We start from the raw sequence: 23,827 nt of genomic DNA on the forward strand, positions 1-23,827 counted from the left end.
CAGGTTTGTCTGTAATATCTGGCCTGTACTAGAAAATAGTACTTGCTTTTTGTTTAGTAGCACGTAAAAATTAGCTCAAAGTATTTAGCTTTATTCAGAATACGCATATCAGCAAATGGAATTGCGAACTTAAGGTAACATTACATGGATGTCATTCTGCCGCATCGGCGGCGTCTGCTTAAAAATTACAAATCATTGACGCTCTGGTTTCAGCTTGCTGCTGATACGATAGCTATTAGTGTCTCTCTTGTTGTTCTTACCTTGCTAAAGTTACAGGATGTTCCTGATTTTTATCAGCTGTTAGCGGTTATCGCTGTTCTTTGTATGTGGATTGTCTATCCGCTGCAGGGAGTCTATCGACGTTCGTCGGCAATACTGTCTTCTGTATACCGCTTGGGTAGCGCCTGGCTGATCACGCTGCTTATGCTGGTTTTTATTGGTTTTATAACTAAAACCAGTGTTCATTTCTCCCGTGAGGTTTTGTTGGGTTGGGCACTTGTTGGCGGCTTATGGCAAGCGCTGAATTTGGTTCTGTTTAGTTACTTTTACAAAAACTACCGACATAAATTCTCAACTGTTGTTAGTTCTCTGGTTATAGGTACCGGAGCATTATCACGAAAGTTGGTTAATGATCTTAATGGTAACAACTGGTTGCCAGATAAGGTCATTGGCCATGTATTAGGTAGCGATGAGCCTCTGGATGATGATCAAACTGCGAGTTTTGTGGTGCCCGTTTTAGGCCGCTTAGAGGCATTACGCATAATTATTAAAGAGAACGATATTCGCCGTGTTTATGTAGCGTTGCCAATTAATGAGTCGAAGGTTATTGAAGGGATTAGTTTCGACCTGCTGGATATGAATGTCGATGTGATCTGGGTGCCAAACATTTTTGCTTTGAACCTGCTGAATCACTCTGTACGGGAAATCGGGGGCATACCGCTTATTTTTCTGAATGAGACACCTCTAATCTCATCTAAGGGTTCTATTTTTATTAAGAACCTGATGGATAAACTGCTGGCATTGATCGCGTTGATAGTGCTCAGTCCGTTGATGCTGGTGATCGCGTTGTTGATCAAAAAATCTTCCCGAGGGCCTGTTTTTTTTAAACAGGCAAGGCACGGCTGGGATGGCAAGGTCATTGAGGTCTGGAAGTTTAGGAGCATGATTGTTCATAGTGATGATAGCGTTACGCAGGCGGTCAAAGATGATCTAAGAGTGACTGATATTGGTGCTTTTATCAGGCGGACTTCGATTGATGAAATTCCCCAGTTCATCAATGTGTTGCAAGGCCAGATGTCGTTAGTCGGCCCGCGACCTCATGCAATAGCTCATAACGATTATTATTCCGGCAAAGTGGATGCTTATCTTGGCAGGCACAGGATCAAACCTGGCATTACCGGGTTAGCTCAGGTGAGTGGCTACCGGGGAGAAACAGATTCGATCGAGAAGATGGTAAAACGAGTCGAATTGGATCTGAAATATATTAACAGCTGGTCGCTACTGTTGGATCTAAAGATCCTGATTAAAACACCACTGTCGCTGTTATCAAAAGATATCTACTAAAAGGATTTATGTAGTGAAGAACCTCAAGCTGTTTGGTGAAAGAAACACCAATACGAATTATCTGAGTAAGCTTATCGCTCTGAATCTTTCAGCCTCAGAGATGAGGGGGGTGGTACCTGATGCCATTATTAAGAGTCAGGCTGCATTACCGGGTAAGGAATGGCTGAATGATCTGTACTTTGGTTTAACTGAGGAAGATAACTTAGGTTGGAAGCATGCCCGGATCCTGCCGTTCAATAAAGCTCAGCAGCAAAATGTAGAAGACAAAAAAGTGGGGTTTGTCTCGGTTACCAAGAATCCATACTCATGGTTGCTATCCCTCTATAAACGGCCTTATCACGACTTTAATGGCAAGGTAGATTGTTTTGAAGACTTTCTCAATGCACCCTGGCTGACAGTTAAGCGGGATAACTGTCAAAGTGTTCTGAAGAGCCCGGTTGAACTGTGGAACATCAAAAATCGGTCATATGATCTGTTGGCCGAATATAGCTATCTTCAGTTACGATCTGAAGACGTATTTGAGAGCCCTGAGGGGGTGATTGATCGTATCAGCAATGATCTGGAAGTTGATCGTTTAAACGATGATTTTGTGAACTACACCCGCTCGACCAAAGATAAGAGTAAAGACTTTGCTTATTATCGGGATTATTACCTGAATGAGGAGTGGAGAACGCTACTGAGCGATAGTGCAGTCGAAATTATTAATGAATCAGTCGATCAGTCGCTGATGGATAGGTTTGGTTATGCGACTATCTCCTGAATTGTCGACTAAAAGAATAAAGCTGCTTCATCTGATTAATGATATGTCCATCAATGGTGGGGCGCAGCGATTTGTTATGGATCTGGTGAGCCGAACGCCTGGTAACTATATGATCAGGGTTGTGACGTTGGATTCGATTAACGACTATTCACAGCAGATCACTGACCTGGGGCATGAGTGTTATTGCTGGTCTGAACTTACGCTGTCAGAAAAACTGAGCATGATGCGCTGGCCTGAGATCGTGCATGGCCACCTGTTTCCGTCTGTTTACCTGGCAACATTGTTTCGTGGAAATAAGCTCCAGACTGAACATGCAACGCACAATCGGCGTCGTGATTTTCCCAAATTGAAACTGATTGAATGGTTAATGTATCGACGATATGAACGTGTTGTCAGTATTAGTAAGCAGGTAGAAGAGGCTTTGCTGACGTTTTTGCCGGGCTGTCGTGACAAGTCTGTTGTCATTGAAAATGGTGTTGATCTGGAGCAGTTCGATGCCGCTGCTCAAAGCAGGATCAAATCGTTAAGTAATGTTCGTATTGGCATGGTTGGGCGTTTTCATCCCTATAAAGATCAACTGGCAATTATCAAGGCACTGGCTCTGCTTGGGGAGGGTTATGAAGTGCTGTTTGTCGGCGATGGCGAGTTACGTCAGATGCTTGTTACCGCGGCACGTGATTTGGGTGTGGAAGAGCAGATCAGATTTATCGGAGTGAGTGATGATATTCCTGGTTTTCTTGCCGGTCTTGATATCTACGTTCAATCTTCAAAGGTTGAAGGGTTTGGTCTGGCTGCAGTTGAAGCGATGGCAGCAGGCTTGCCAGTATTGGCATCTGATATTCCAGGTTTGAGGGAAGTTGTCGGCTCTAGCGAGTACCTTTTCTCTGTTGGCGATGAGCGGGAGCTAGCCGACAAAATCAGTCATTTTAATAATGCAGAGTCTTATACCCGGGCTAAAGAGTATGCAGGGCAAAGAGCTCAGCTGTTTGGTATCCAGACATTTATTGAGCGCTATGCGGCTGTCTACGCTGAATTGGCGGCCCAGGGCTGATGTTATGACTCAGTATATGGATATACTCAGGCGCTACTCGCCCTTCATTATCGCGCTTTACTTTTTCCCTTTCGGACTGAGTTTGGCTGGTGTGCAGATTTTTCTTGCTGATATCTTTGCGTTAGCGAGTGTACCGGTTTTTCTATATCTGATGCTGCTGGGTAAATTCGAGTCAGGCTTGTTCCGAAGAAATGTTATTTTATTGTTTTTTATTGCCTATATTATTATTGCTTCTATTCTGCTTCGTTCAAATTTTGTATTGTCTTTTATCGAGGCTTTACAGTGGTTTTCACTGTATTCTCTGCTTTTCCTAATTGGATTTTCGAAAGCTTATTCTGATTCTGGCTTTATCCACAAGTTGGTTGTTGTGCTGTTTTTAATTGCTATTTTTGTTGCAGCTTATCATGTCAGTACTGGGTGGTATATAAGCTATAAAAAGCTGGGTAATTCTAAATACGTATTTGGTTTTCTTTGTTTAATATTGTTTATTTATCGGGATGTAAATAAAAGTTATAAGTACCTTTTGATACTGGCTGTTGTTCTTTTATTTCTGTCACAGGAGCGGAAATCAATACTGGCATTTTCGTTGGTTGTGTCAGTGTATTACCTTTCAGTTATAGCGGGGCAGTACGTAAAAGGTATTTTATTGGTGCTTACATTAACGGTTGCCAGTGCCGTAGCTTTTTATATCTCCTGGTATGGATACGAGGCTGTAATTGCAGGAATGGAGCTATCTGAATTTGATCTCTTTGCCTACGATGAAAGTGAGGCGCGATGGGTATCAAATATTCATCGAAAGTTATTGATATCAAACGGGCTCGATATTTTAAATGAACATCTGGTGCTAGGCGTTGGTGCTAAAATGCTACCTTATTATATGGCAGACTACTTTTCCTATGATCAGTTGGCCATCTACACACATAACTTTATGTTGGATACTGCGATTGAATACGGGGTAGTTGGCGTAGCAATTCTGTTTGGTTTGTATCTGGTTGTGATGGGGCAGCTATATAGTCAAGGATTTAAAACATTCTATCTGGCATTGTATGCATTGATTACCATACTTTTTGCAGCGGTGAATAGTGTGGTCATGATCATGTTTATGTTGCCGCTTTTTATAGGGGTATACCGGAATTAGCGAACGGTAATCATAGTTAATTATTACTATTAAAGAATTAGATGTGCTCTCTTTTTAAAAGAGGGTTTATACAAATAGCTTATATTAAATGGAGTTAATATGGCTTGCTTAATGTGGAAGCGTTATCAGTCTACGCTTCGGAAAAGCTGCAAGATCAAGGATGACAATTTTGTGCTGGTTTACCAGATGGGTAAGGTCGGATCTTCTTCGATTGAAGCCTCTCTGGAGCATTTGAATATTCCATCAATGCACCTTCATTCATTCAAAGATCATGAAGAGTTTCTGATCTACCGAAACCGGAAAGATGTTAAATGCTTCTTTAAACCGATGGAGCGCATGGCGTACCGGATGGTTCTGATGCAGCGATATAGGATGCTGAAACGTAAAGATAAACTTAAAATTATTACGCTGGTAAGAGATCCGGTTGCGACATTGGTTTCACGGTTCTTTCAGGATCTGCATATCCAGTTTATCGAAGCCAAGAAAAATGAATCGCTTCATCAGAGTACAGAAAAAACGCTAGAACACCTGATTTCTGCTTTCGAAAATAACATTAACCATGAATATTTTTATAATTGGTTTGAAGCAGAGCTGAACGCCAATTTTGCCGTCGATATATTCGACTCTCAACCAGACCCCGAGCAGCAGTTTTTTCGCCTTGAAGGTGGCAAAGTCGACACATTGATTTTGAAATGTGAATACCTGAATCAAAACCAATCCTCGCTTGCAGGTTTTCTGCAATGTGAAGGGTTTAAGCTGATCAATTCAAATGAAAGTGCTGAAAAATGGTATAGCGAACTTTATCAAAAGTTCAAAGCTATATATCCCTTTGAAAAGCTTTTCTATCTCTACGATACCCCTCTTTATTCCACTCTGTATTCAGCAAAGGAAATTGCTGGATTCAGGAAGTATTGGAGTACACTGGCATGAAAAAAGTATTACATCTGACTGAAGCATTTGGTGGCGGTGTTCAAACCGCATTGATAAGTTACGTAGCCTCAAGCAAAGGATTGGAGGTAGAGCATTCGCTGGTTGCTCGATCACGAAGCGCCGATGATACCGGAGAATCCTACAGTGGATTATTTAACCGGGTTGATATCTGTAGTGGCTCCCTGCTGGATTTTATTTCGATGGCTAAGCAAGCTTTTTGTGACATAAAGCCTGATGTTGTCCATCTTCATTCCAGTATCGCCGGTTTTATTTTTCGTTTTTTTAACTTTGGTGACGCTAAACTAATTTATACCCCGCATTGTTATGCTTTTGAACGGCAGGACATAGGCAGTGCATTTTCATTTGTATACCGGAACCTTGAGCGTTTTATGATCAGTCGTATTGATGTTGTCGCCGGTTGTAGTCAGCGGGAATGTCAGTTAGCGGAGGAGCTTGGTGCGCGAGAAACGACTTATCTGAATAACTATGCCGTTCATGAACCAGATGCTGTTGAGGAGCCTCCTCATCCATTGAATGTGGTAACTGTCGGGCGGGTTTCTCCCCAGAAAGATCCTGCTTATATAGCGACTGTATTAGAGCACCTTAAAAAACTGCGGGCAGATCAGGATGTGCACTTTACCTGGGTCGGGGGTGGCGATCCGGAATTGGAGCAGCAGTTAAGGTCTGTCGGAGTGGAAGTGACAGGAATGCTCTCAAGAGACAGGGTGATGGAAATCCTGGCGAACGCAGATCTTTATTTGCATACTGCGGCCTGGGAAGGGATGCCTTTGACTTTATTAGAGGCGGCTAAACTTGACCGGCCAATATTATGCCGCAGTATAGGAGCGACCGCTGAGCTTCCCCAGGTAGTGACAACCGCGCAGGATATGGCGCTTAAGATCGCAGCATTTGGTAAAGGTGATATGGATGTAATCAGGCCATGTGCTGAATTGACTCGTTATATCAATAGCTTCTTTACTCGAAAGCGACAGAAAAAAACCTTACAACAGTTATATGGCCAATAGAATAGGCGAAATGAATATGCCACTCCAGCGTCGGAAGTTGATTAAGGCGTCATTGCTCAGTTTAATTGTCCGGATTATTGGCGCTGTTTTATCTCTGTTTTTTATGTCGGTGATTGCCCGGCAGCTGGGGGTCGCTGAATCAGGTTTGTTTTTTTTGGCAATGAATCTGATTCTATTTATCTCCGTTGTGGCAAGGGTTGGTCTTGATAATACAGTGTTACGCTTCTGTGCCGCAGCGCAGGCAGGTGGCACCCAGGGGGAGGCTCGTGATGTTTTACATAAAGGCCTGGGCCTTAGTATATGTTCGGCTGGAGGGCTGGCATTAATCTGTATGCTTGGTAGCGAACTGATAGCAAGGTTCTGTTTTGATAAACCTGAGCTTGCCGAAGTTATTATGTATATGTCGCCCGCTATTCTGGGAGTCGCTCTGTATAGTTTGATAGCAATGGGATTGCAGGGCTGGGGGCGGATTACAGCCGCTATATTTGTTCTGAATATACAGGTCTTTGTTCTGGCATTGCTGTTGACCCTCTGGGTTCAGCCAGTCCGGGCTGCACAGGTCGGTGGTATATTCTCGATGTCGGCGTTGTTTACTGCCATGTTCAGCTATCTGATCTGGCACAAGTGGGTTTTTCGGGATAGCACTGCCTGCGCCAGTCAAATCAGCTGGTCCAAGATTTTTGCCAGTTGTAAGCCTCTATGGCTGGTGGCAATAATGGGGCAACTAACCCAGTTCTCTGGATTATTTGTGGCTGCGGCCTGGGTTGCTCCTGAACAATTGGCACAGTTAGCGACAGCGCAGAGAATGGCTATGTTGATTAGTTTTGTTCTGATTGCTGTTAATTTTGTGGTTGCTCCTAAGTTTGCTGCTTTGCATAAATTAGGCGATAGTGCCGGCTTACAAAGCCTGGCGCTTTACTCTGTTCGACTAATGCTGGTTGTTAGCTTACCGTTATTATTTCCAATCCTGATGTTTCCTGAACTGATAATGTCATTTTTTGGTACTGGTTTTTCTGACGGGGGATATCTACTACAGATATTTGCTGTGGGGCAGTTTGTGAATGTTTTTACCGGTTCGGTTGTCTTTATACTTTCTATGTCGGGCAATGAAAAGGCGTTACGTAATTGCGTGTTAGTCTCAGGTCCTTTTGCTATTCTGATGAACTTGATTTTTGTTCCCCTCTGGGGAGCCTTAGGCTGTGCGGTAGCGACAGCTCTGGCTATTACGGTTCAAAATTTACTTGCTGTAAGGTTGGTGAATAAACATATTGGATTTAATACGCTGGCATTTTGGAAGTAAGCAGTAGATCGTAAAATAACGATGTTGTAGTTAGAACCCGCACATCCCTTGTCTGGTCAGGTCTGCTTGCATATATGCGCAGACCAGTGCTGTTTTGTTATGCGCTTGAATGATCTGCCTGATCTCTTTGTTATTACGTCTCAGGCCCCGGGCAATATTATCAACAACCACCTGGGTCAACGCAGGATTATTGTGAGACCAGCCTATTAACCCGGCCTCGGTAAGGGCGATATTGACGCTGTTTTCCCAAGGTCCCAGTTTGCTGGCTTGATGGATTGCTGAACGGTATTCCTGATCGAATTCTGCCAGATAAGCCTTCATCAGAGCGATATAAGCCCAGCTATAGGGCCACATGGGACGCGTCCGGGTCGAGGTTTTGAAACTCGCTAATGCCTGACGGAAATGGGGTGTGAAATCGGCTTGCTGATCCGAAATGGAAACCAGTCCCTGATAATAATATAAAAAGCCTTGGTAATCAGTGTATTCAGGGTTTTCAGGGTCCCACCATAGTGCCTTGTTAATATTATCCATTGCCCGATCCAGCTCGACCTGCGCTGGCAGGCTACTCTGTTGATGCCAGTCTTTAACGGCATACCTGACAGGATAGGTATAGATGTCGCCAATCGCCCAACGTACTGGAAAAACTATTATGCCCAGTAGCGATAGCATTAATACAAACGCAGATAGTTTGCGCTTGTTGCATTTTTTTGAAATGAACTTTATCGACATTTACTCTGCTCGCCGGGGCTAAGTAATTTTTGTGGGTTAGTGTAAATCAGCGTATCAGCTTTAGCTGCGCCTATGATGTAGGCGGCAGCACGAGCGCCTTTGCTTAAAATTGCCGGTCTATGCAAAAGATGATGACTATCGGTGGCGATAAACGACGCCCAGTCACGTTGTAATATCAGCTCGGCGGTGTGTTTGGCCCCCGGTCCAAACTCACCGGTCACCGACATGGCAGTAAGTTGCAGCAGGCAACCTTGTTCAATCAAAGGACTGAGTTTGTCGATGCGCTGCATCAGCTCTTTGTTACGTTCGGGGTGGGCGATAACAGGCAGAATATTATGTTCTTTTAACCAGCGAATAAGCTCTTCTGTTCCTGGCGGGACATGGCTGTGAGGGAGTTCGAGCAAGATAACATTGAAGCCATTCCAGGTGCCGATATAAGGTACCTGATCTCGGGTGACCATCGTAATCAGCTCCGGGCTAAGTCGTATCTCTGCTGCCAGAGTGACCTGCAGGGGTATATCCAGCTTTGACAGGCGGCTTTTAAACCGGTTAAAAACAGGAACGATGGATTTCGCTGTATTGGAATAGCGACCAGGGTGAATATGGGGTGTAACTACACTGTGGCAGATACCGTCAGCGACGGCTTGTCGGGCCAGGCCGACTGCAGTATCCATGCAGTCAGCTCCGTCATCTATGCCGGGTAGTATGTGACAGTGCAGATCAATCATATCAGTTGCTACAGCCAGGCTTTGAATAGCCGTAGCTATCATAGTAGCCACTGTAGTGATCACTGGAGTAACGTGCCGCTTTGCGGGTGTCTATCTGATTCAGAACAACGCCGATAACCGGTGCGTTGATCTCCTGTAAACGTTTCAGACCCGAGCGGGCAACAGGGCAACTGGTGGCATCGGCCTTTACGACGTAGATCATGCCGCTGATAAGCTGGGAAAGAAGCAATGCGTCACTGACTGCAAGTGTCGGCGCTGTATCGATAATTATCCGGTCATACCGGCCTTCCAGGCCTTTCAATAGCTCTTTAAATCTTTGCGAGCCCAACAGGTCCAGAGGGTTGGGTGGCAGGCTACCGGCACTGAGCAGATCGATACCATGCTCGGGCATCTGTTGAATACTCTCTTCCAGTGTTGCCGTACCAGCGACCAGTTCAGACAAGCCTGAATGGTTATCTGGGATAGAAAAGGCTTTAGCGATAGAAGGACGGCGCATATCGGCATCAATAAGCAGTACTTTTTCCATCTGTCCTAAACAAAATGACAAGCTAAGGGCTAATGTTGTTTTGCCCTCGCCAGGAACCGATGAGGTGCAGGCGATTGTTTTGTATGGCTTGTTTAGTGAAGAAATAACAAGTCCAGTTCGAATGGTGCGCACTGACTCGGCAAAGTCCGATTTTGGCTCCTCAACATAGCTGAAATAACTCTCTGGAGGTTCTCTCTTGTTGTTTTTAAGAAAAGGCAATAGTCCAAGAGTGCTGGCGTAAAGTTTATCCTCAATATCGGTGATTGAACGCAGCGTATTGTTCAGGGCTTCGAGAACAAAGCTGAGAACCAGGCCAATGATCAGGCCTAATACAAATGAGATCGCAACGGTTAGCTTTGTTCTCGGCTTCGCCGGTTTCAGAGGTGGCAGGGCCGGATCAGCAATACGGGCATTAGCTGTTTTAAGGTTGCCTGCGGCGTTGGTCTCGTTGAGCCGGTTAAAGAAGGTTTCGTATAGTTGACGGTTGGCATCAACTTCCTGTTCCAGCTCTTTCAGGCGGTATTCTTTGCGATTAATCGATTGCAGATCCTGCTTACTATCATCAACCGATGCCTGTAATCCGCGCTCGGCGGTTCGGGCCAGCTGGTAGTCATTTTCGATACCGCTGACGATCGAACTGAACTGAATTTTCAGGCTGCTCTGTACATCACTGAGTTCTGATTGAACAGCGCGCATTTTCGGATGCTTTGGTCCGTAACGTTTTGCCAGCTCAGCTTTCTTGAGGGTAACTTCAAGTTCTGCTTTTTTAAGTTCCCGGATTAGCGGGTGTTGCAGAATCGCCGGGATTTGTTCATAAGCCAGGTTAGACTGACGATCAACCGATTTGATTTGACGGTAAAGGCTTTCTGTTTCCAGTCGTTTGCGCCGCGCATCGACCAGTCTGGAAGCAACCAGATCGAGTTCAGTATTGGCGATATTAAAGCCACCGTCAGTGCCGATGATATTTTCCTGTTCGCGGTATTGCTGCAGTCTTTTTTCTGATGTCTTAAGTTGTTCTCTTAAGCCGCTCAACCGCTCCAGTAACCATTCAGATGCTTTGTAAGTGAGTTGGAGGCGGGCTTCCAGGTTGTTATCGATATAGGCTTCACCTACCGCATTAGCTATCTGAGCGGCTAGCAGCGCATCACCGGCTTCAAAACTGATAGTAACCAGTTGAGTTTTACGCACCGGGGAGATAGTTAGTTTTGCCAGAAAGCGTTCGGTAATCTGTTGCTTATGTCGCTGTGCCTGATCGATACCCGTATTGCTTTTCTCGGGTAATTGAAAAGGGATCAGGTCACGCCAGTTGAATTTAGAGCCGTTCGCAGCAGGGTTAAACTCAGGATGATCACTCAATTGCAGTTTGTCGATCACCGTTTCGGCTAACTGGCGCGAGCGCAGGATCTCAAACTGGGTCAGGTAATACTCATTGTTCGTTGGATCGAGACCATAGACCTCTTCGATAGAGACAATATTGGCCTGACTGGATTCTATAAGCAGGGTGGCAGATGCTTTGTATACCGGGCTCATGGAAAAAACCACAAGAGTTGTCAGCATAGCGATGGCCGATGCAAGACCGAGAATGCCCCACTTATAGCGGTTTATTATGGCCAGGTACTGGCGCAGATCGATTGTCTCCTGAGAATGATGGGAGACTTTATTATTCAGAGTGTCCATATAAGTATTTTCTTCCTTGAAAATAATCTGTTTTCTGAGCGGGTAACGCTGTTGTCAGAAGAAGCTTTGCTCGATAGTAATAATGTCACCCGGATGTATCTTGGTTGAGAGCTTAATTCTTAGTTGCTTGTCCGGTTGCTTATCCCGGGCGATAAACAGCTTGGTTTTCGAGGCGCGTTCGGTGAAACCACCGGCAATCGCGACCGCTTTTTGCAATGTCAGACCTGGCTGATAGGGGTAGCCGCCGGGTTTTTCAACTTCTCCGTTTATAAAGAACTCCCGGTATTCAAGTACGGTGACATAAACATTAGGGTTTATCAGGTAACCGTCGGCCAGCCCGACGGTAATAGTCTCGCTAAGCTCTTTAATCGTCATATTCAAAACATCCATCTCGCCAAGAAATGGATAGGCAAGGGTGCCAGCATCGCTGAGGCGGACTTCAATACTAAGATCATCCTCTCCAAATACTTTAATACTAAGCAAGTCACCGGAACCCAGTTGATAATCTGATAGTTTTTCGGCTGCGGAACTGACAGTGCTGAAGGCCAGTAAGAGGCATAAAATGCACAGCATAAAGCGGCCGGTAAAAAGTGAAACAAGTCTCATAGTGTTTTTCTCAAATAAGTCATAGCGCGATAGATTCATAGTGAGGCGTCTACCGATATCGCAAATACATTTCTCTTGAATGGAATGCCCCGGACATTAGATTCAGTATCTTGCATAGTCCAGGACCCGCCAATTGATAACCAGCGTCGCAGGTCGTAATTCAGTTCGATGCTGACATGGTCCGAGTCGTCCACCCGATTGTTCGCCAGGCGGTTTCCCTGGTTGTTTAGCGAACCGATGAATTCGTCATGGGTTTTGCCCAGTCTTATTACAGACAGGAACTGATCATTCCAACGATGGTTCCAGCTGAGCCGAATCGCCTGCGAGTTAATAAAGTCGGCTCGGTTGTTGCTCTCTTTTTCGGTTTGGCTTGTTGATATGCGAAATGTTGAATAGGTTCGGGGCGACCAGAGCAGTATTGCCTGCCAGCTGTTACCACTGAAATCATCCCGGGTCGGAGACGGAAGGTGTCGCTCTACACGGCCCAGTTTAATGGTGCCGGTGGTTCTGGCGCTGGCTTCCCAGCTTAGGCCGGCCAGCAGGCGCAGGGTAGTGCTATCCAGGCTGCTGTCATAGTCGGTGATATAGTCGATATCTTTGTAGCGTGCTTCCAGTAGTAATGAGGTCTTGGGTTTAGCCTGATATTGCAGGGCTGCTCCTGCATAAAAAATCTCGGTGTCACGAAAGGTAGTAATATCGCGAAAGTTTGTATATTGCTTATCTTCGTAGCCGACGTCGATGATCAATTGTCCCTGTGCGGTTTCTGCGCCATGGGTATAAGAACCGCTAAGCGCCAACTCATCATAGCGCAGCGGCTTATCAACGTCGTAGGCAGTATTATTAAATTCGGCAATACCAGTACCTTGAGCTTCATGGCGATCACTGATACGGGCGCTGATATCAAAGCTGTTTCGGGCGTCGGTTTCGATATGCGCATCCAGTACGGCGTCATAATCAAGAAAGTTATCTCTGCTGCTGGCGTAATAGACACCTTTTTGCAGCAGGAAGCTGGCACGATATGCGTTCAGGCCATCTTCGGCGACCGCTTCGATGGTTGGGGATAAAATGGTGTAGAAGCTGTCTTTGATATCTTCTTCGATCGAAGCGCTGTAGATATTGTCATCGTAGCCTTGTTCGATCTGGATAAACGGAGTAATAGATATTGGGCCGGCTGCAATGTCGGCAGGCTGAACGGCAGCCATGGTAGCATTGCAAACCATTGCCGCCAGAAACAGTAACTTGTATTGTTGGTTATCCATTACACAACATCCATGTTTTTATTCTTACTACTCATACTTACGGTAAGTACCGCCAGAATTCCTTTCTGATCGTGTTATACCTAAGCGTACATAAAACCCGAATATTAACATAAAGCCGTATAGCTGGTCAGTTTTGGCTCTATGTTGTTATTACGAAGGGTTCCTATTTTTCATGTTGCGACAGCAGCACTGATTAAGTAATTTTCTGATCGGTTTAAATCGTGCTTTCCCTTTATCAGACCGTTTTTTAGCGGTTCGTAATGAAACTCAGCTAATTCGATCAGGGCTGATTCCAGTTCATGGCCTATTTTATCAAGGTATTGATCAAAATAATCCAGCTCAATTGTTTCTGTAGGAATCTTTGTTGCTCGGGTAGACATAAACTCTTCCTTGTCTGGGGGGCGCCTTTCCGTAGGCAATAATTTTATGTAGCACGTACTTTATCATATAAATTTAAAATGTGCAGTATTCCAGGAGAGCAGAAGAATAGGGGCTGGCTTAAAGATATTGTGACGTATTTGTAGTTCTGGGGATATAATGTGCCACTTGAAAGGAATACCCCCTCACGAGGATTTGTGAAAAATGAAAGTTACTGTCTTTGGCATCGGCTATGTAGGACTGGTTCAAGCAGCGGTTCTGGCAGAGGTTGGCCATGATGTTTGTTGCGTTGATATTGATAAGCAGAAAGTTGAGAATCTCAAGCAGGGAATTATCCCTATATACGAGCCCGGGCTAACACCTCTGGTACAGTCAAATTATGAAGCAGGCAGACTGAAGTTTACAACCGATGCAGAAGCCGCTGTCAATTTTGGTGATATTCAGTTTATTGCGGTAGGCACTCCGCCTGATGAAGACGGCTCTGCTGACCTTCGCTATGTATTAGCCGTAGCAGAAACCATCGCTACGTATATGCAAGGGTCGAAAATTGTAGTGGATAAATCCACAGTTCCAGTGGGAACTGGCGACAAGGTAGTGAGCAAAATATCAGAGGTTCTTTCGAACCGTGCGGTTGAGTTTAATTATCACGTTGTTTCAAATCCTGAGTTTCTGAAAGAAGGCGCCGCAGTAAGTGACTGTATGCGGCCTGACCGGATTGTTATTGGCACTGACAGCGAGTTAGTAAAGGAAACAATGAATGAGTTGTATGCACCGTTTAACCGCAATCATGATCGTATAATTTACATGGATGTCCGCAGTGCAGAACTTACCAAATATGCTGCGAATTGTATGTTGGCCACTAAAATCAGTTTTATGAATGAGATGGCAAATATTGCTGAGCGGGTCGGTGCGGATATTGAGCATGTAAGGCAGGGTATCGGTTCTGATGAACGAATTGGTTACCACTTTATCTACCCTGGATGTGGCTACGGAGGTTCCTGTTTCCCTAAAGACGTACAGGCTTTAGTCAAAACTGCTGAACATATTGATTATGAATCTGAGATTCTTAAAGCAGTTGAGTCTGTTAATTCTCGCCAAAAGCAAAAACTATTCTCCTTAATTCACGAGCACTTTAAAGGTGCCCTTAAAGGTAAAACGATAGCCCTTTGGGGGCTTTCATTTAAACCTAAAACAGATGATATGCGTGATGCATCAAGCCGGGTGCTAATGGAGTCATTGTGGGATGCGGGTGTTAAGGTGCAGGCATTTGATCCCGAAGCGATGGAAGAAACGCAAAGAATCTATGGTTCAAGAGAAGACCTGATGTTGATGGGCACTAAAGAGAGCGCGTTAAAAGGTGCTGATGCCCTGGTTATCTGTACTGAATGGCAAAATTTTAAAGCCCCGGATTTTGATCTTATAAAAGAAGAACTGAAAACAGCGGTTATTTTTGATGGGCGCAATCTTTATGAGCCTTCGCGTATGGAGCAGCGTAATATCCAATACTATGGTATTGGTCGGGGAGCATCTGTTACCGCAAATGCCGGATATTAAACTGAATTTGAAAAGGTTTTTTAGCCTGAAAACTTTAGATAAAGAATAAAACTATTCTGTGAGTAGCGTAACGGTGTTCAGCTGAACACCAATAGCGATACGCTTATGAAAGCGAACCTTGTTAAGTAGTCAAGATTGTTCGTATTAGCTTTTAAGGAATCTTCCGTCACCATTGATGGATTTTTAAGGATTTTTAAGGATTGTAAGATGAAAGTTTTGGTTACTGGTGGGGCCGGCTTTATCGGCAGCGCTGTTATTCGGTATATTCTGGAAAAAACTGATAATGAGGTCGTCAACGTTGATTGCCTGACCTATGCAGGTAATCTGGAGTCTCTGCCAGATGTTGCGACTTCCCCTCGCTATAGTTTTGCCAAAATCAATATTTGTGATTATGACGCTCTGCAGACCTTGTTCCAGCAGCAACAGCCTGATGTAGTGATGCACCTGGCAGCTGAATCTCATGTTGACCGATCTATAGAAGGGCCTGGAGAGTTTATCCAGACCAATATTGTCGGTACTTATAATTTGTTGGAAGCCAGCCGGAAATACTGGACTGATCTAGACGGAAGCAAGAAGGCGGGCTTCCGTTTTCATCACATATCGACGGATGAAGTTTATGGTGATCTGGAAGGTACAGAGGACCTGTTTACTGAATCAACGCCATACGCACCGAGCTCACCCTACTCGGCAAGTAAAGCTGGCTCTGATCACTTGGTACGAGCGTGGAATCGCACGTTCGGTTTACCTGTTCTGATCACAAATTGTTCAAACAATTATGGGCCGTACCATTTTCCAGAGAAGTTGATTCCTCACATTATACTCAATGCGATACATGGGAAACCGCTACCGGTGTATGGCGATGGTCAGCAGATCAGAGACTGGTTATTCGTAGATGATCATGCAGCAGCACTTTATAAAGTAGTAACTGAAGGTGCCGTTGGTGAAACCTACAATATCGGTGGCCACAATGAGAAAGCCAATATTGATGTTGTAAGGGCGATATGTGAATTACTTGAAGAACTTGTCCCTGAAAAGCCGGAAGGTGTAGCGGAATACCAGGAATTGATTCAATTCGTCAAAGACCGCCCTGGTCATGATCTTCGATATGCTATTGACGCAAGTAAAATCAGCAATGATTTAGGCTGGCAGCCGGAAGAAACTTTCGAAAGCGGAATCAGGAAAACAGTTATCTGGTACCTGGAAAACCCAGGCTGGTGGCAACGGGTGCTCAATGGTGAATATCAAATGGAACGCATAGGCTGATAAGCGAGGGAACAGCATGAAAAATTTTAAAGGTATAGTACTGGCTGGTGGATCTGGAACCCGGCTACACCCGATTACTCAGGGCGTGTCTAAACAGATGTTGCCGATTTATGATAAGCCTATGATCTATTATCCGATCTCAGTGTTAATGCTTGCAGGTATTCGGGAAATTCTGATTATCTCAACACCGGAAGATATGCCAGGATTTCAGCGTTTACTGGGGGATGGCAGTGCGTTTGGTGTTACTTTTGAGTATGAAATACAGGAAAGTCCGGACGGCCTGGCACAGGCATTTTTGATTGGAGAGTCATTTATCGGCGACGATAATGTTTGCCTGGTATTAGGCGATAATATTTATTATGGCCAGCACTTTTCGGACAAGCTTATTTCTGCAGTACAGCGGGATTCCGGAGCAACAGTTTTTGGTTATCACGTGAAAGATCCACAGCGTTTTGGGGTGGTAGAGTTTGATGATCAGGGGCGTGCCATCTCTATCGAGGAAAAACCCCTTAAACCGAAATCTGAGTATGCTGTAACAGGCCTGTATTTTTATGATAACAATGTCGTCGAAATAGCGAAAAATGTTCAGCCTTCAGAGCGGGGTGAGCTGGAAATAACCGATGTAAATAATGCTTACCTCGAAAAAGGCCAGTTAAACGTTGAACTGCTCGGCCGTGGTTTTGCGTGGTTAGATACCGGAACCCACGACTCGTTGATAGAGGCTGGGCAGTTTGTACAGACAATTGAACACCGGCAGGGCTTGAAAGTTGCTTGTCTGGAAGAGATCGCTTTCAGGCAGAACTGGATCTCCTGTGAAGAGCTGGCGATTCGTGCGGATGCATTAATGAAAACCGGCTATGGGCAGTACCTGCAAAGCCTTCTGGATGGAGCTTGTTAATGAATGTTATCAAAACTGAGATTGCCGGAGTCGTGATCATAGAACCCCAGGTGTTTGGTGACGAGCGGGGATTCTTTCTTGAGACTTTTCAGGAGGAAAAGTACCGTAGGGAAGCAGGTATAGACCTTCAATTTGTACAGGACAATCATTCCCGATCGGGAAAAGGTGTTCTACGGGGCCTGCACTTCCAGAAAACCAAACCCCAGGGCAAACTTGTCAGAGTGGCTCAGGGAGAGGTGTTTGATGTTGCGGTGGATATCAGGCCAGGTTCTGAAACCTTTGGCAAATGGGCAGGCGTCTATTTAAGTGGCGAAAATAAACGCCAGTTTTGGGTGCCGCCAGGCCTGGCTCATGGCTTTGTGGTGCTTTCCGAATCAGCCGATTTCGAATATAAATGCACCGATTATTACGACCCCACTGACGAGGGGAGCCTGATCTGGAATGATCCTGATATTGGTATTGAGTGGCCGCTGGAATCACCAATATTATCAGATAAAGATAAAGTGGCTTCCCGGCTCAGAGACCTGAAGCTATGAAGGTTCTGATGGTGGGTAGCAGGGGGCAGGTAGGATCGCTATTATCATCTCAACTGCTACAGGCAGGCTTTGAAACCGCAGCACTGAACTCGCAAGAGCTGGATATAAGCTCAATAGAGAGCGTAATGAGCTGGCAGTCCTGGCAGCCTGAGTTGATCATCAACGCTGCAGCCTACACTGCTGTTGATCTTGCAGAATCGGAGCCGGAGAAAGCTTTTCAAGTAAATGAAGCAGGGCTGGAAAACCTACTGTTGCTGGCACAGTCTTGTGATTGTCCGATCTTTAATATCTCAACAGACTACGTATTTGACGGATCATCTGTCAGGCCATACATGGAATCTGATCCAGTGTCCCCATTGGGGATTTATGGCCGGAGTAAGCGGGCAGGCGAGGTTAAGCTTGAGAATGCAGACCACCCCTATATAAATATCCGAACCAGCTGGGTTTTTGGTGAAAACGGAAATAATTTTGTTAAAACCATGCTCCGTCTGGGACGGCAGCATGAAACCCTGAATGTTGTCGCCGATCAGTACGGTTGTCCGACTTATGCTGGCGATATAGCCAATGTACTGGTCACCCTGGCTGAAAAATTACGTGCCGGTGAGGATCTTTATTGGGGGCATTTTCACTACAGTGGCGCAGAGCAAGTCAGCTGGCATGGTTTTGCTCAATTTATTTTTCAGCAAGCTGTTCGGGCCGGGCAAATTACCAGAGAGCCTGTTGTTAATCCAATATCGACAGAACAGTACCCAACCGCAGCAGCGAGACCCGCATATTCAGTATTAGATACGGCTGAGATAAATAAACGATATAATATTGAACCTTCTAATTGGAAAATAGCTGTGAGAGAGCTAATGCAAAAACTTGAAGTGCCTTCTTATTAGGTTCCTTAGTTCCTTGCTCGTTATCACATGTTTAATAATTGATCTCAATATAGTTTTATTAAAGCCTGTCTTTAGGGCGGGTTGTGGGGAATGAAAAAGTTTAAATATTAAACAGGGGGGGGCCGCAACTACGAACTTCTGCGGCGCTGGTTAGAACGCATACTTACGATTAAATATTCGCAAAATCAGGACATGGCTGCCAGACCAGATCAGTATCGTCGATAGTAGCAGTGCCCAGGACAATTGATAAAAGTAAGGAACAATAAAACCGACCGCAATATATATAAAAGGTTTTAGTTCATACCAATCAATTGTTAATTCAGAATATGTAATCGTTTTCTTTGTTCTTCTATCCTTCCTTCTTGCATGAGACCGGTGTATCCAAACCAGAGACCCTGAGAAAAAAAGCGTCAAACTACTTAATGCTCCTTCGATATTTTCTCCGAGAATCAAGGCAATTACACCACCAAACAGACAAACCAATGGCTTCATCTCGTACATAAAATCACCCATAAAGACCTCCTGTCTTATGAAGTTATTTTTGTACTACGGGACGAATTATCGATCAGGCTTGTTGGTCAAACAAATGTTTGAATACTCATTATGGGTACAATCGTAATAATCAGAGCAGAGCAGAGCAGTTTGAGTGTGCTCCCTGTTAGGAAGAGTGAGGCTCAGGCTGTCTATTTCTCGCCTTCTGGCGCTGCCTTCCAGGCGATATTCCTATCAATCCATCTCAGGGCAAGTACATACCAGGCAATGATCGGAATCATCATCGCGAACCAGCTCCAGTCATCGATTAAAAAGATGCTGCTGATCCAGCTGAATTGGGGGAATAACTGTGCCCAGGGGAGGCAGTACAGAGTGAAGGCGGCGCAAATATAAATGAGTATTAAAGCCCCTTTTCTGGTTGTGATACTTGAAAATGCCAGGAAAACCCATAGTGGCATATTGTTTGTTCTTTCCATGTAGTTGCACTCCTTGTTTTGTGTATCAATTGCAGAAAACGGTACCCGGGGGTTAATACCCCTCCGGGTTGTTTTTCTGCCAGTTCCAGTGATCTCTGACCATATCTTTCAGGCTGTGCTCGGCTTTCCAGCCGAGCCTGTCTGAACTGAATGACGGATCAGCATAGTATTCAGCGACATCACCGGCCCGGCGTTCGACTATCTGGTACGCAATATCCAACTGGTTCTCTTGCATAAACGTATTCACAACGTCGAGAACTGAGTAGCCAACACCTGTACCCAGATTGTAAGCAGCGCAACCATGGTTCTCAGCCAGTGCTTCAAGTGCCTTCAGGTGCCCTCTGGCAAGGTCCTGAACATGAATATAATCACGTACCCCGGTGCCGTCCTGAGTAGGGTAGTCTCCACCAAAAATACTGAGCTTTTCAAGTTGACCTGATGCTACCTGGGTAACAAAAGGCATCAGGTTGTTGGGGATTCCCTTAGGATCCTCGCCAATCAGTCCGCTTGGATGAGCACCAACCGGATTGAAATATCTCAGCAGTGCAACCTGCCAGTTGTTGTCTGAGATATGCAGATCCGTAAGAATATTTTCCACCATCATTTTGGAAGTTCCATACGGATTTGCCGGAGCATAAGGGGAAGATTCCGTGACGGGGATGCTGGCAGGATCGCCATAAACTGTTGCAGAAGAGCTGAATACCACTTTTTTACAGCCATGTTGCTGCATGACCTCGAAAAGTGTAATCGAGCCTGCAACATTATTCTGATAATAGAGCACAGGGTTTGCTACGGACTCTCCGACGGCTTTCAGCCCTGCGAAATGAATAACCGAGTCGATCTGATTATTTGAAAATATGGTATCCAGCAACACTGCGTTGCGTACGTCACCTTCGATGAAAGCGGGACGGCGGTTACAGATTTTTTCGATACGATTAAACACTTCTGGATTGGCGTTACAGAGGTTATCCAGAACGATGACGTCATTCCCTGATTCTAATAACTGAATAACGGTATGGCTGCCAATGTAGCCCGCTCCGCCGGTTACTAAAATTGTCATAATTGTTCTCCATGAACTTAAGTCGATATTGTTTGGTAATCTGTTAGAGCATGATAACAGAATGTATTTTCAGGTCGGGGCGTTCTTATAATATGAATCATTGTGGCAGGCGATGCTAGCATCCCCCTTCGGGTACTCGTCGCGATAAAAACATTAGATCGCCGCGAGGGCGCGCCTCCTACAACTAATGATTCATACTATGTGGGAGCGACGCTAGCATGCCCCTTCGGGTACCTCGTCGTGATAAAAACATTAGATCGCCGCGAGGGCGCGCCTCCTACAACTTTAATGATTCATACATTGTGGGAGCGCCGCTAGCATGCCCTTTCAGGCCTTATCGCCTCCTACAACTAATGATTAATGCTATGTGGGAGCGACGCCCCCGTCGCGATAAAGACGCTAGCATCCCCTTCGGGTACCTCGTCGCGATAAAAACATTAGATCGCCGCGAGGGCGCGCCTCCTACAATTTTAATGATTCATGCCTTGTGGGAGCGACGCTAGCATGCCCCTTCGGGTACCCCGTCGCGATAAAGACGCTAGCATCCCCTTCGGGTACTCGTCGCGATGAATACTTTAGATCGCCGCGAGGGCGCGCCTCCTACAACTTTAATGATTCATACATTGTGGGAGCGACGCTAGCATGCCCTTTCAGGCCTTATCGCCTCCTACAACTAATGATTAATGCTATGTGGGAGCGACGCTAGCATGCCCCTTCGGGTACCCCGTCGCGATAAAGGCGCTAGCATCCCCTTCGGGTACTCGTCGCGATGAATACTTTAGATCGCCGCGAGGGCGCGCCTCCTACAACTTTAATGATTCATACATTGTGGGAGTTTGGGTACCTCGTCGCGATAAAAACATTAGATCGCCGCGAGGGTGCGCCTCCTACAACTTTAATGATTCATGCCTTGTGGGAGCGACGCTAGCATGCCCCTTCGGGTACCCCGTCGCGATAAAGACGCTAGCATCCCCTTCGGGTACCTCGTCGCGATGAATACTTTAGATCGCCGCGAGGGCGCGCCTCCTACAATTTTAATGATTCATGCCTTGTGGGAGGCGACGCTAGCATCCCCTTCGGGTACCCGTCGCGATGAATACTTTAGATCGCCGCGAGGGCGCGCCTCCTACAACTAATGATTCATGCTATGTGGGAGCGGCGCTAGCATGCCCCTTCGGGTACCCCGTCGCGATAAAGCCGTCTACTGCCTCAGCCTCTAAGAATACTCAGTAGCTCGTTGGTCTTAGCTTCCATTAGTGCGGCATCACCACGGGTTTCTACATTCAGCCTTACAACCGGCTCGGTATTTGATGAACGCAGGTTAAAGCGCCACTGTCCCATATCCAGGCTGATGCCATCGGTATGATCGATTGAAACAGCATTGTCTTTGTATGCTGCAAGCACTCTTTCGATAGACGCAGCCGGATTATCCAGCTTACTATTTATCTCACCTGGGGAAGGGTATTTGCTGATGCGATCATCGACCAAGGCTGACAGGGGTTGCTGCTTAGCACAGATCAGCTCGGCAACGAGTATCCAGGGGATCATACCGCTATCGCAATAAAAGAAATCCCGGAAGTAGTGGTGAGCACTCATCTCACCGCCATAAACTGCATCTTCTTCACGCATACGTTCTTTAATGAAGGCATGGCCGGTCTTACTCTGAATTGCTTTGCCTTCCGAGGCTTCGACAATATCGAGAGTGTTCCAGGTCAGGCGCGGGTCATGAATTATGGATGCACCTTTATGTTTGGTCAGAAAAGCCTCAGCTAGTAATCCAACTATATAATAGCCTTCGATAAAGCGGCCCTGCTCGTCAAATAGAAAACAGCGGTCAAAGTCGCCGTCCCATGCTATGCCCATGTCAGCTTTGTGCTCCAGCACTGCAGCAATAGTATCTGCACGATTCTCGACCAGAATAGGGTTAGGAATTCCGTTGGGGAAAGTGCCGTCAGGCTGATGATGAATCTTTATAAACTCAACAGGGATCGAAGATTCAATAAACTGTTTTTCCAAAGCATCGATAACGTGTCCAGCGACGCCATTACCTGAGTTGACCACCAGTTTCATCGGTTGCAAAGCTTTAAAATCGATGTAACCGTTAAGGTGCTCTATATAAGCATCTAAGGTATCCACCTTTGTATAGCTGCCACGTTTTTCCAGGTCAGGGGCGGCAAAGTTATTCTCGCGGCTGAGTTGCTCAATTTCATTGAGTCCGGTGTCGCCGCTAATAGGCTTAGACCCCTTACGGACCAGCTTCATTCCGTTATAGTCTTCAGGGTTATGGCTTGCCGTAACGACAATGCCACCGTCCGTTTGAAGATGAGACGTAGCAAAGTAGATCTCTTCGGTACCGCAAAGACCGATATCCAACACGTTAACGCCAGCATCTCTTAAGCCATTAGCCAATGCCTGCTTAAGTGATTCAGTCGAGAGGCGCATATCACCCCCTATAACGACATTGTCGGGCTTAAGAAACTCAGCATAGGCTCTGCCAATGCGGTAAGCCAGGTCCTGATCCAGTTGAGTGCCGAGTTGGCCACGAATATCATATGCTTTGAAACAGGCTAGTTTATCCATCATTCTTCTCTGATTGACTAAGGCGTAATGGTCTGCAGTTAATTGTTGCAGGCTAAGATGTATTTTTTCTTAAAAACGGTCGCTAAATAGATACCTGACATAACACCAGACAGGTTAGCGATGATGTCCCACAAGGAGAACTCTCTGTCTGGTCGGAATGTTGCCTGGAAAAACTCAGCGCCTATTGCAAAAAACAGCAAGGGGGTGAGCAAATACAAGTAGTGCACTCTTGGTAATGAGAACCGTCCGGCAAATGATAGACCGGCGAAGGCTGCAAAGTGCCCGGCCTTGTCCGCATGGGGAAACAGCCCCGTCAAACCGGTAGGGATGAAAAGCGCAAAGAATAAAGCAGCGAATATGACAAGAAATAATAGAATACTGGCCAGGCTATAAGTTTTTCGTGAGGGCATTAGT

23 protein-coding genes are annotated in these 23,827 nt (G+C 45.6%); 12 read left to right on the plus strand and 11 right to left on the minus strand.

The genetic code is table 11. From position 1 onward, the window contains the following. Nucleotides 1-144 precede the first annotated feature (144 nt). The 7 genes from ACQUQM_RS23410 to ACQUQM_RS23440 all read left to right on the plus strand — a co-directional run bounded on the left by ACQUQM_RS23410 (nt 145) and on the right by ACQUQM_RS23440 (nt 7,767). On the plus strand, nt 145-1,563 hold the full coding sequence (locus ACQUQM_RS23410) for an undecaprenyl-phosphate glucose phosphotransferase (protein ID WP_432472276.1): 1,419 nt from the start codon (nt 145-147) through the stop codon (nt 1,561-1,563). 13 nt (nt 1,564-1,576) lie between these two features. Then, entirely contained in the window at nt 1,577-2,323 is a 747-nt protein-coding gene (locus tag ACQUQM_RS23415; protein WP_432472277.1) for a hypothetical protein, read from the plus strand. After that, nucleotides 2,307-3,374 carry a glycosyltransferase gene (locus ACQUQM_RS23420; RefSeq protein WP_432472278.1) on the plus strand — a complete coding sequence of 356 codons (1,068 nt, stop codon included), beginning with the start codon at nt 2,307-2,309 and terminating at the stop codon, nt 3,372-3,374. Before ACQUQM_RS23415 ends, ACQUQM_RS23420 begins: the two co-directional genes overlap by 17 nt. Before the next feature lie 4 nt (nt 3,375-3,378). Further along, complete coding sequence (locus tag ACQUQM_RS23425; protein WP_432472279.1) at nt 3,379-4,512, plus strand: O-antigen ligase family protein; 1,134 nt, start codon at nt 3,379-3,381, stop codon at nt 4,510-4,512. Nucleotides 4,513-4,698: 186 nt separating this feature from the next. Further along, nucleotides 4,699-5,442 carry a putative capsular polysaccharide synthesis family protein gene (locus ACQUQM_RS23430; RefSeq protein ID WP_432472280.1) on the plus strand — a complete coding sequence of 248 codons (744 nt, stop codon included), beginning with the start codon at nt 4,699-4,701 and terminating at the stop codon, nt 5,440-5,442. Then, nucleotides 5,439-6,467, plus strand: coding sequence for a glycosyltransferase (locus ACQUQM_RS23435; RefSeq protein ID WP_432472281.1), 1,029 nt, complete (start codon nt 5,439-5,441; stop codon nt 6,465-6,467). The genes ACQUQM_RS23430 and ACQUQM_RS23435 overlap by 4 nt, the downstream gene beginning before the upstream one ends. Before the next feature lie 10 nt (nt 6,468-6,477). After that, complete coding sequence (locus ACQUQM_RS23440; protein WP_432472282.1) at nt 6,478-7,767, plus strand: oligosaccharide flippase family protein; 1,290 nt, start codon at nt 6,478-6,480, stop codon at nt 7,765-7,767. Nucleotides 7,768-7,797: 30 nt separating this feature from the next. Here the strand turns inward: ACQUQM_RS23440 and ACQUQM_RS23445 are convergent, their stop codons facing one another. From ACQUQM_RS23445 to ACQUQM_RS23470, 6 genes are all read right to left on the minus strand, one after another. Then, on the minus strand, nt 7,798-8,496 hold the full coding sequence (locus tag ACQUQM_RS23445) for a VpsP family polysaccharide biosynthesis protein (RefSeq protein ID WP_432472283.1): 699 nt from the start codon (nt 8,494-8,496) through the stop codon (nt 7,798-7,800). Then, entirely contained in the window at nt 8,487-9,266 is a 780-nt protein-coding gene (locus tag ACQUQM_RS23450; protein WP_432474873.1) for a tyrosine-protein phosphatase, read from the minus strand. Before ACQUQM_RS23450 ends, ACQUQM_RS23445 begins: the two co-directional genes overlap by 10 nt. Next, nucleotides 9,226-11,427: a GumC family protein gene (locus tag ACQUQM_RS23455; protein WP_432472284.1), complete on the minus strand. Its 2,202-nt coding sequence runs from the start codon at nt 11,425-11,427 to the stop codon at nt 9,226-9,228. Before ACQUQM_RS23455 ends, ACQUQM_RS23450 begins: the two co-directional genes overlap by 41 nt. Nucleotides 11,428-11,481: 54 nt before the next feature. After that, nucleotides 11,482-12,033: a polysaccharide biosynthesis/export family protein gene (locus ACQUQM_RS23460; protein WP_432472285.1), complete on the minus strand. Its 552-nt coding sequence runs from the start codon at nt 12,031-12,033 to the stop codon at nt 11,482-11,484. Between the two features lie 35 nt (nt 12,034-12,068). Beyond that, entirely contained in the window at nt 12,069-13,292 is a 1,224-nt protein-coding gene (locus ACQUQM_RS23465) for an outer membrane beta-barrel protein (RefSeq protein WP_432472286.1), read from the minus strand. A 170-nt stretch (nt 13,293-13,462) separates the two neighbouring features. Then, nucleotides 13,463-13,672, minus strand: a complete 210-nt coding sequence (locus tag ACQUQM_RS23470; RefSeq protein ID WP_432472287.1) for a hypothetical protein — start codon at nt 13,670-13,672, stop codon at nt 13,463-13,465. Nucleotides 13,673-13,874: 202 nt separating this feature from the next. On the opposite strand from ACQUQM_RS23470, the gene ACQUQM_RS23475 reads away from it, so the two are divergent. From ACQUQM_RS23475 to rfbD, 5 genes are all read left to right on the plus strand, one after another. After that, nucleotides 13,875-15,224 (plus strand): UDP-glucose dehydrogenase family protein, encoded by a 1,350-nt coding sequence (locus ACQUQM_RS23475; RefSeq protein ID WP_432472288.1) that lies wholly within the window; start codon nt 13,875-13,877, stop codon nt 15,222-15,224. 207 nt (nt 15,225-15,431) lie between these two features. Continuing rightward, nucleotides 15,432-16,487: a dTDP-glucose 4,6-dehydratase gene (gene rfbB / locus ACQUQM_RS23480; RefSeq protein ID WP_432474874.1), complete on the plus strand. Its 1,056-nt coding sequence runs from the start codon at nt 15,432-15,434 to the stop codon at nt 16,485-16,487. Nucleotides 16,488-16,503: 16 nt separating this feature from the next. Continuing rightward, nucleotides 16,504-17,385 carry a glucose-1-phosphate thymidylyltransferase RfbA gene (rfbA, locus tag ACQUQM_RS23485; protein ID WP_432472289.1) on the plus strand — a complete coding sequence of 294 codons (882 nt, stop codon included), beginning with the start codon at nt 16,504-16,506 and terminating at the stop codon, nt 17,383-17,385. Next, nucleotides 17,385-17,921, plus strand: a complete 537-nt coding sequence (rfbC, locus tag ACQUQM_RS23490; RefSeq protein ID WP_432472290.1) for a dTDP-4-dehydrorhamnose 3,5-epimerase — start codon at nt 17,385-17,387, stop codon at nt 17,919-17,921. The genes rfbA and rfbC overlap by 1 nt, the downstream gene beginning before the upstream one ends. After that, nucleotides 17,918-18,805, plus strand: coding sequence for a dTDP-4-dehydrorhamnose reductase (gene rfbD / locus ACQUQM_RS23495; protein WP_432472291.1), 888 nt, complete (start codon nt 17,918-17,920; stop codon nt 18,803-18,805). The genes rfbC and rfbD overlap by 4 nt, the downstream gene beginning before the upstream one ends. A 150-nt stretch (nt 18,806-18,955) precedes the next feature. Here the strand turns inward: rfbD and ACQUQM_RS23500 are convergent, their stop codons facing one another. The 5 genes from ACQUQM_RS23500 to ACQUQM_RS23520 form a co-directional block, all read right to left on the minus strand. Continuing rightward, complete coding sequence (locus ACQUQM_RS23500; protein WP_432472292.1) at nt 18,956-19,318, minus strand: hypothetical protein; 363 nt, start codon at nt 19,316-19,318, stop codon at nt 18,956-18,958. Nucleotides 19,319-19,488: 170 nt separating this feature from the next. Further along, entirely contained in the window at nt 19,489-19,773 is a 285-nt protein-coding gene (locus ACQUQM_RS23505; RefSeq protein WP_432472293.1) for a hypothetical protein, read from the minus strand. A gap of 52 nt (nt 19,774-19,825) precedes the next feature. Further along, a complete protein-coding gene (gene galE, locus ACQUQM_RS23510) occupies nt 19,826-20,833 on the minus strand; it encodes a UDP-glucose 4-epimerase GalE (protein ID WP_432472294.1) in 1,008 nt (335 codons plus the stop codon). A gap of 1,209 nt (nt 20,834-22,042) precedes the next feature. Beyond that, nucleotides 22,043-23,413, minus strand: a complete 1,371-nt coding sequence (locus tag ACQUQM_RS23515) for a phosphomannomutase CpsG (protein WP_432474875.1) — start codon at nt 23,411-23,413, stop codon at nt 22,043-22,045. A 38-nt stretch (nt 23,414-23,451) separates the two neighbouring features. Further along, the gene (locus ACQUQM_RS23520) at nt 23,452-23,823 is read right to left on the minus strand and encodes a hypothetical protein (protein ID WP_432472295.1); all 372 of its coding nucleotides are present in this window, start codon (nt 23,821-23,823) and stop codon (nt 23,452-23,454) included. Nucleotides 23,824-23,827: the final 4 nt, after the last annotated feature.

Source organism: Amphritea sp. HPY, from assembly GCF_050870985.1.
Lineage (GTDB): Bacteria > Pseudomonadota > Gammaproteobacteria > Pseudomonadales > Balneatricaceae > Amphritea.

Coding starts and splice junctions, on each gene's coding strand:
- ACQUQM_RS23410 (WP_432472276.1), top strand. CDS start 145: ATGGATGTCATTCTGCCGCATCGGCGGCGTCTGCTTAAAAATTACAAA.
- ACQUQM_RS23420 (WP_432472278.1), top strand. CDS start 2,307: ATGCGACTATCTCCTGAATTGTCGACTAAAAGAATAAAGCTGCTTCAT.
- ACQUQM_RS23425 (WP_432472279.1), top strand. CDS start 3,379: ATGACTCAGTATATGGATATACTCAGGCGCTACTCGCCCTTCATTATC.
- ACQUQM_RS23430 (WP_432472280.1), top strand. CDS start 4,699: ATGGGTAAGGTCGGATCTTCTTCGATTGAAGCCTCTCTGGAGCATTTG.
- ACQUQM_RS23435 (WP_432472281.1), top strand. CDS start 5,439: ATGAAAAAAGTATTACATCTGACTGAAGCATTTGGTGGCGGTGTTCAA.
- ACQUQM_RS23440 (WP_432472282.1), top strand. CDS start 6,478: ATGAATATGCCACTCCAGCGTCGGAAGTTGATTAAGGCGTCATTGCTC.
- ACQUQM_RS23445 (WP_432472283.1), bottom strand. CDS start 8,496: ATGTCGATAAAGTTCATTTCAAAAAAATGCAACAAGCGCAAACTATCT.
- ACQUQM_RS23450 (WP_432474873.1), bottom strand. CDS start 9,266: ATGATAGCTACGGCTATTCAAAGCCTGGCTGTAGCAACTGATATGATT.
- ACQUQM_RS23455 (WP_432472284.1), bottom strand. CDS start 11,427: ATGGACACTCTGAATAATAAAGTCTCCCATCATTCTCAGGAGACAATC.
- ACQUQM_RS23460 (WP_432472285.1), bottom strand. CDS start 12,033: ATGAGACTTGTTTCACTTTTTACCGGCCGCTTTATGCTGTGCATTTTA.
- ACQUQM_RS23465 (WP_432472286.1), bottom strand. CDS start 13,292: ATGGATAACCAACAATACAAGTTACTGTTTCTGGCGGCAATGGTTTGC.
- ACQUQM_RS23470 (WP_432472287.1), bottom strand. CDS start 13,672: ATGTCTACCCGAGCAACAAAGATTCCTACAGAAACAATTGAGCTGGAT.
- ACQUQM_RS23475 (WP_432472288.1), top strand. CDS start 13,875: ATGAAAGTTACTGTCTTTGGCATCGGCTATGTAGGACTGGTTCAAGCA.
- rfbB (WP_432474874.1), top strand. CDS start 15,432: ATGAAAGTTTTGGTTACTGGTGGGGCCGGCTTTATCGGCAGCGCTGTT.
- rfbA (WP_432472289.1), top strand. CDS start 16,504: ATGAAAAATTTTAAAGGTATAGTACTGGCTGGTGGATCTGGAACCCGG.
- rfbC (WP_432472290.1), top strand. CDS start 17,385: ATGAATGTTATCAAAACTGAGATTGCCGGAGTCGTGATCATAGAACCC.
- rfbD (WP_432472291.1), top strand. CDS start 17,918: ATGAAGGTTCTGATGGTGGGTAGCAGGGGGCAGGTAGGATCGCTATTA.
- ACQUQM_RS23500 (WP_432472292.1), bottom strand. CDS start 19,318: ATGGGTGATTTTATGTACGAGATGAAGCCATTGGTTTGTCTGTTTGGT.
- ACQUQM_RS23505 (WP_432472293.1), bottom strand. CDS start 19,773: ATGGAAAGAACAAACAATATGCCACTATGGGTTTTCCTGGCATTTTCA.
- galE (WP_432472294.1), bottom strand. CDS start 20,833: ATGACAATTTTAGTAACCGGCGGAGCGGGCTACATTGGCAGCCATACC.
- ACQUQM_RS23515 (WP_432474875.1), bottom strand. CDS start 23,413: ATGGATAAACTAGCCTGTTTCAAAGCATATGATATTCGTGGCCAACTC.
- ACQUQM_RS23520 (WP_432472295.1), bottom strand. CDS start 23,823: ATGCCCTCACGAAAAACTTATAGCCTGGCCAGTATTCTATTATTTCTT.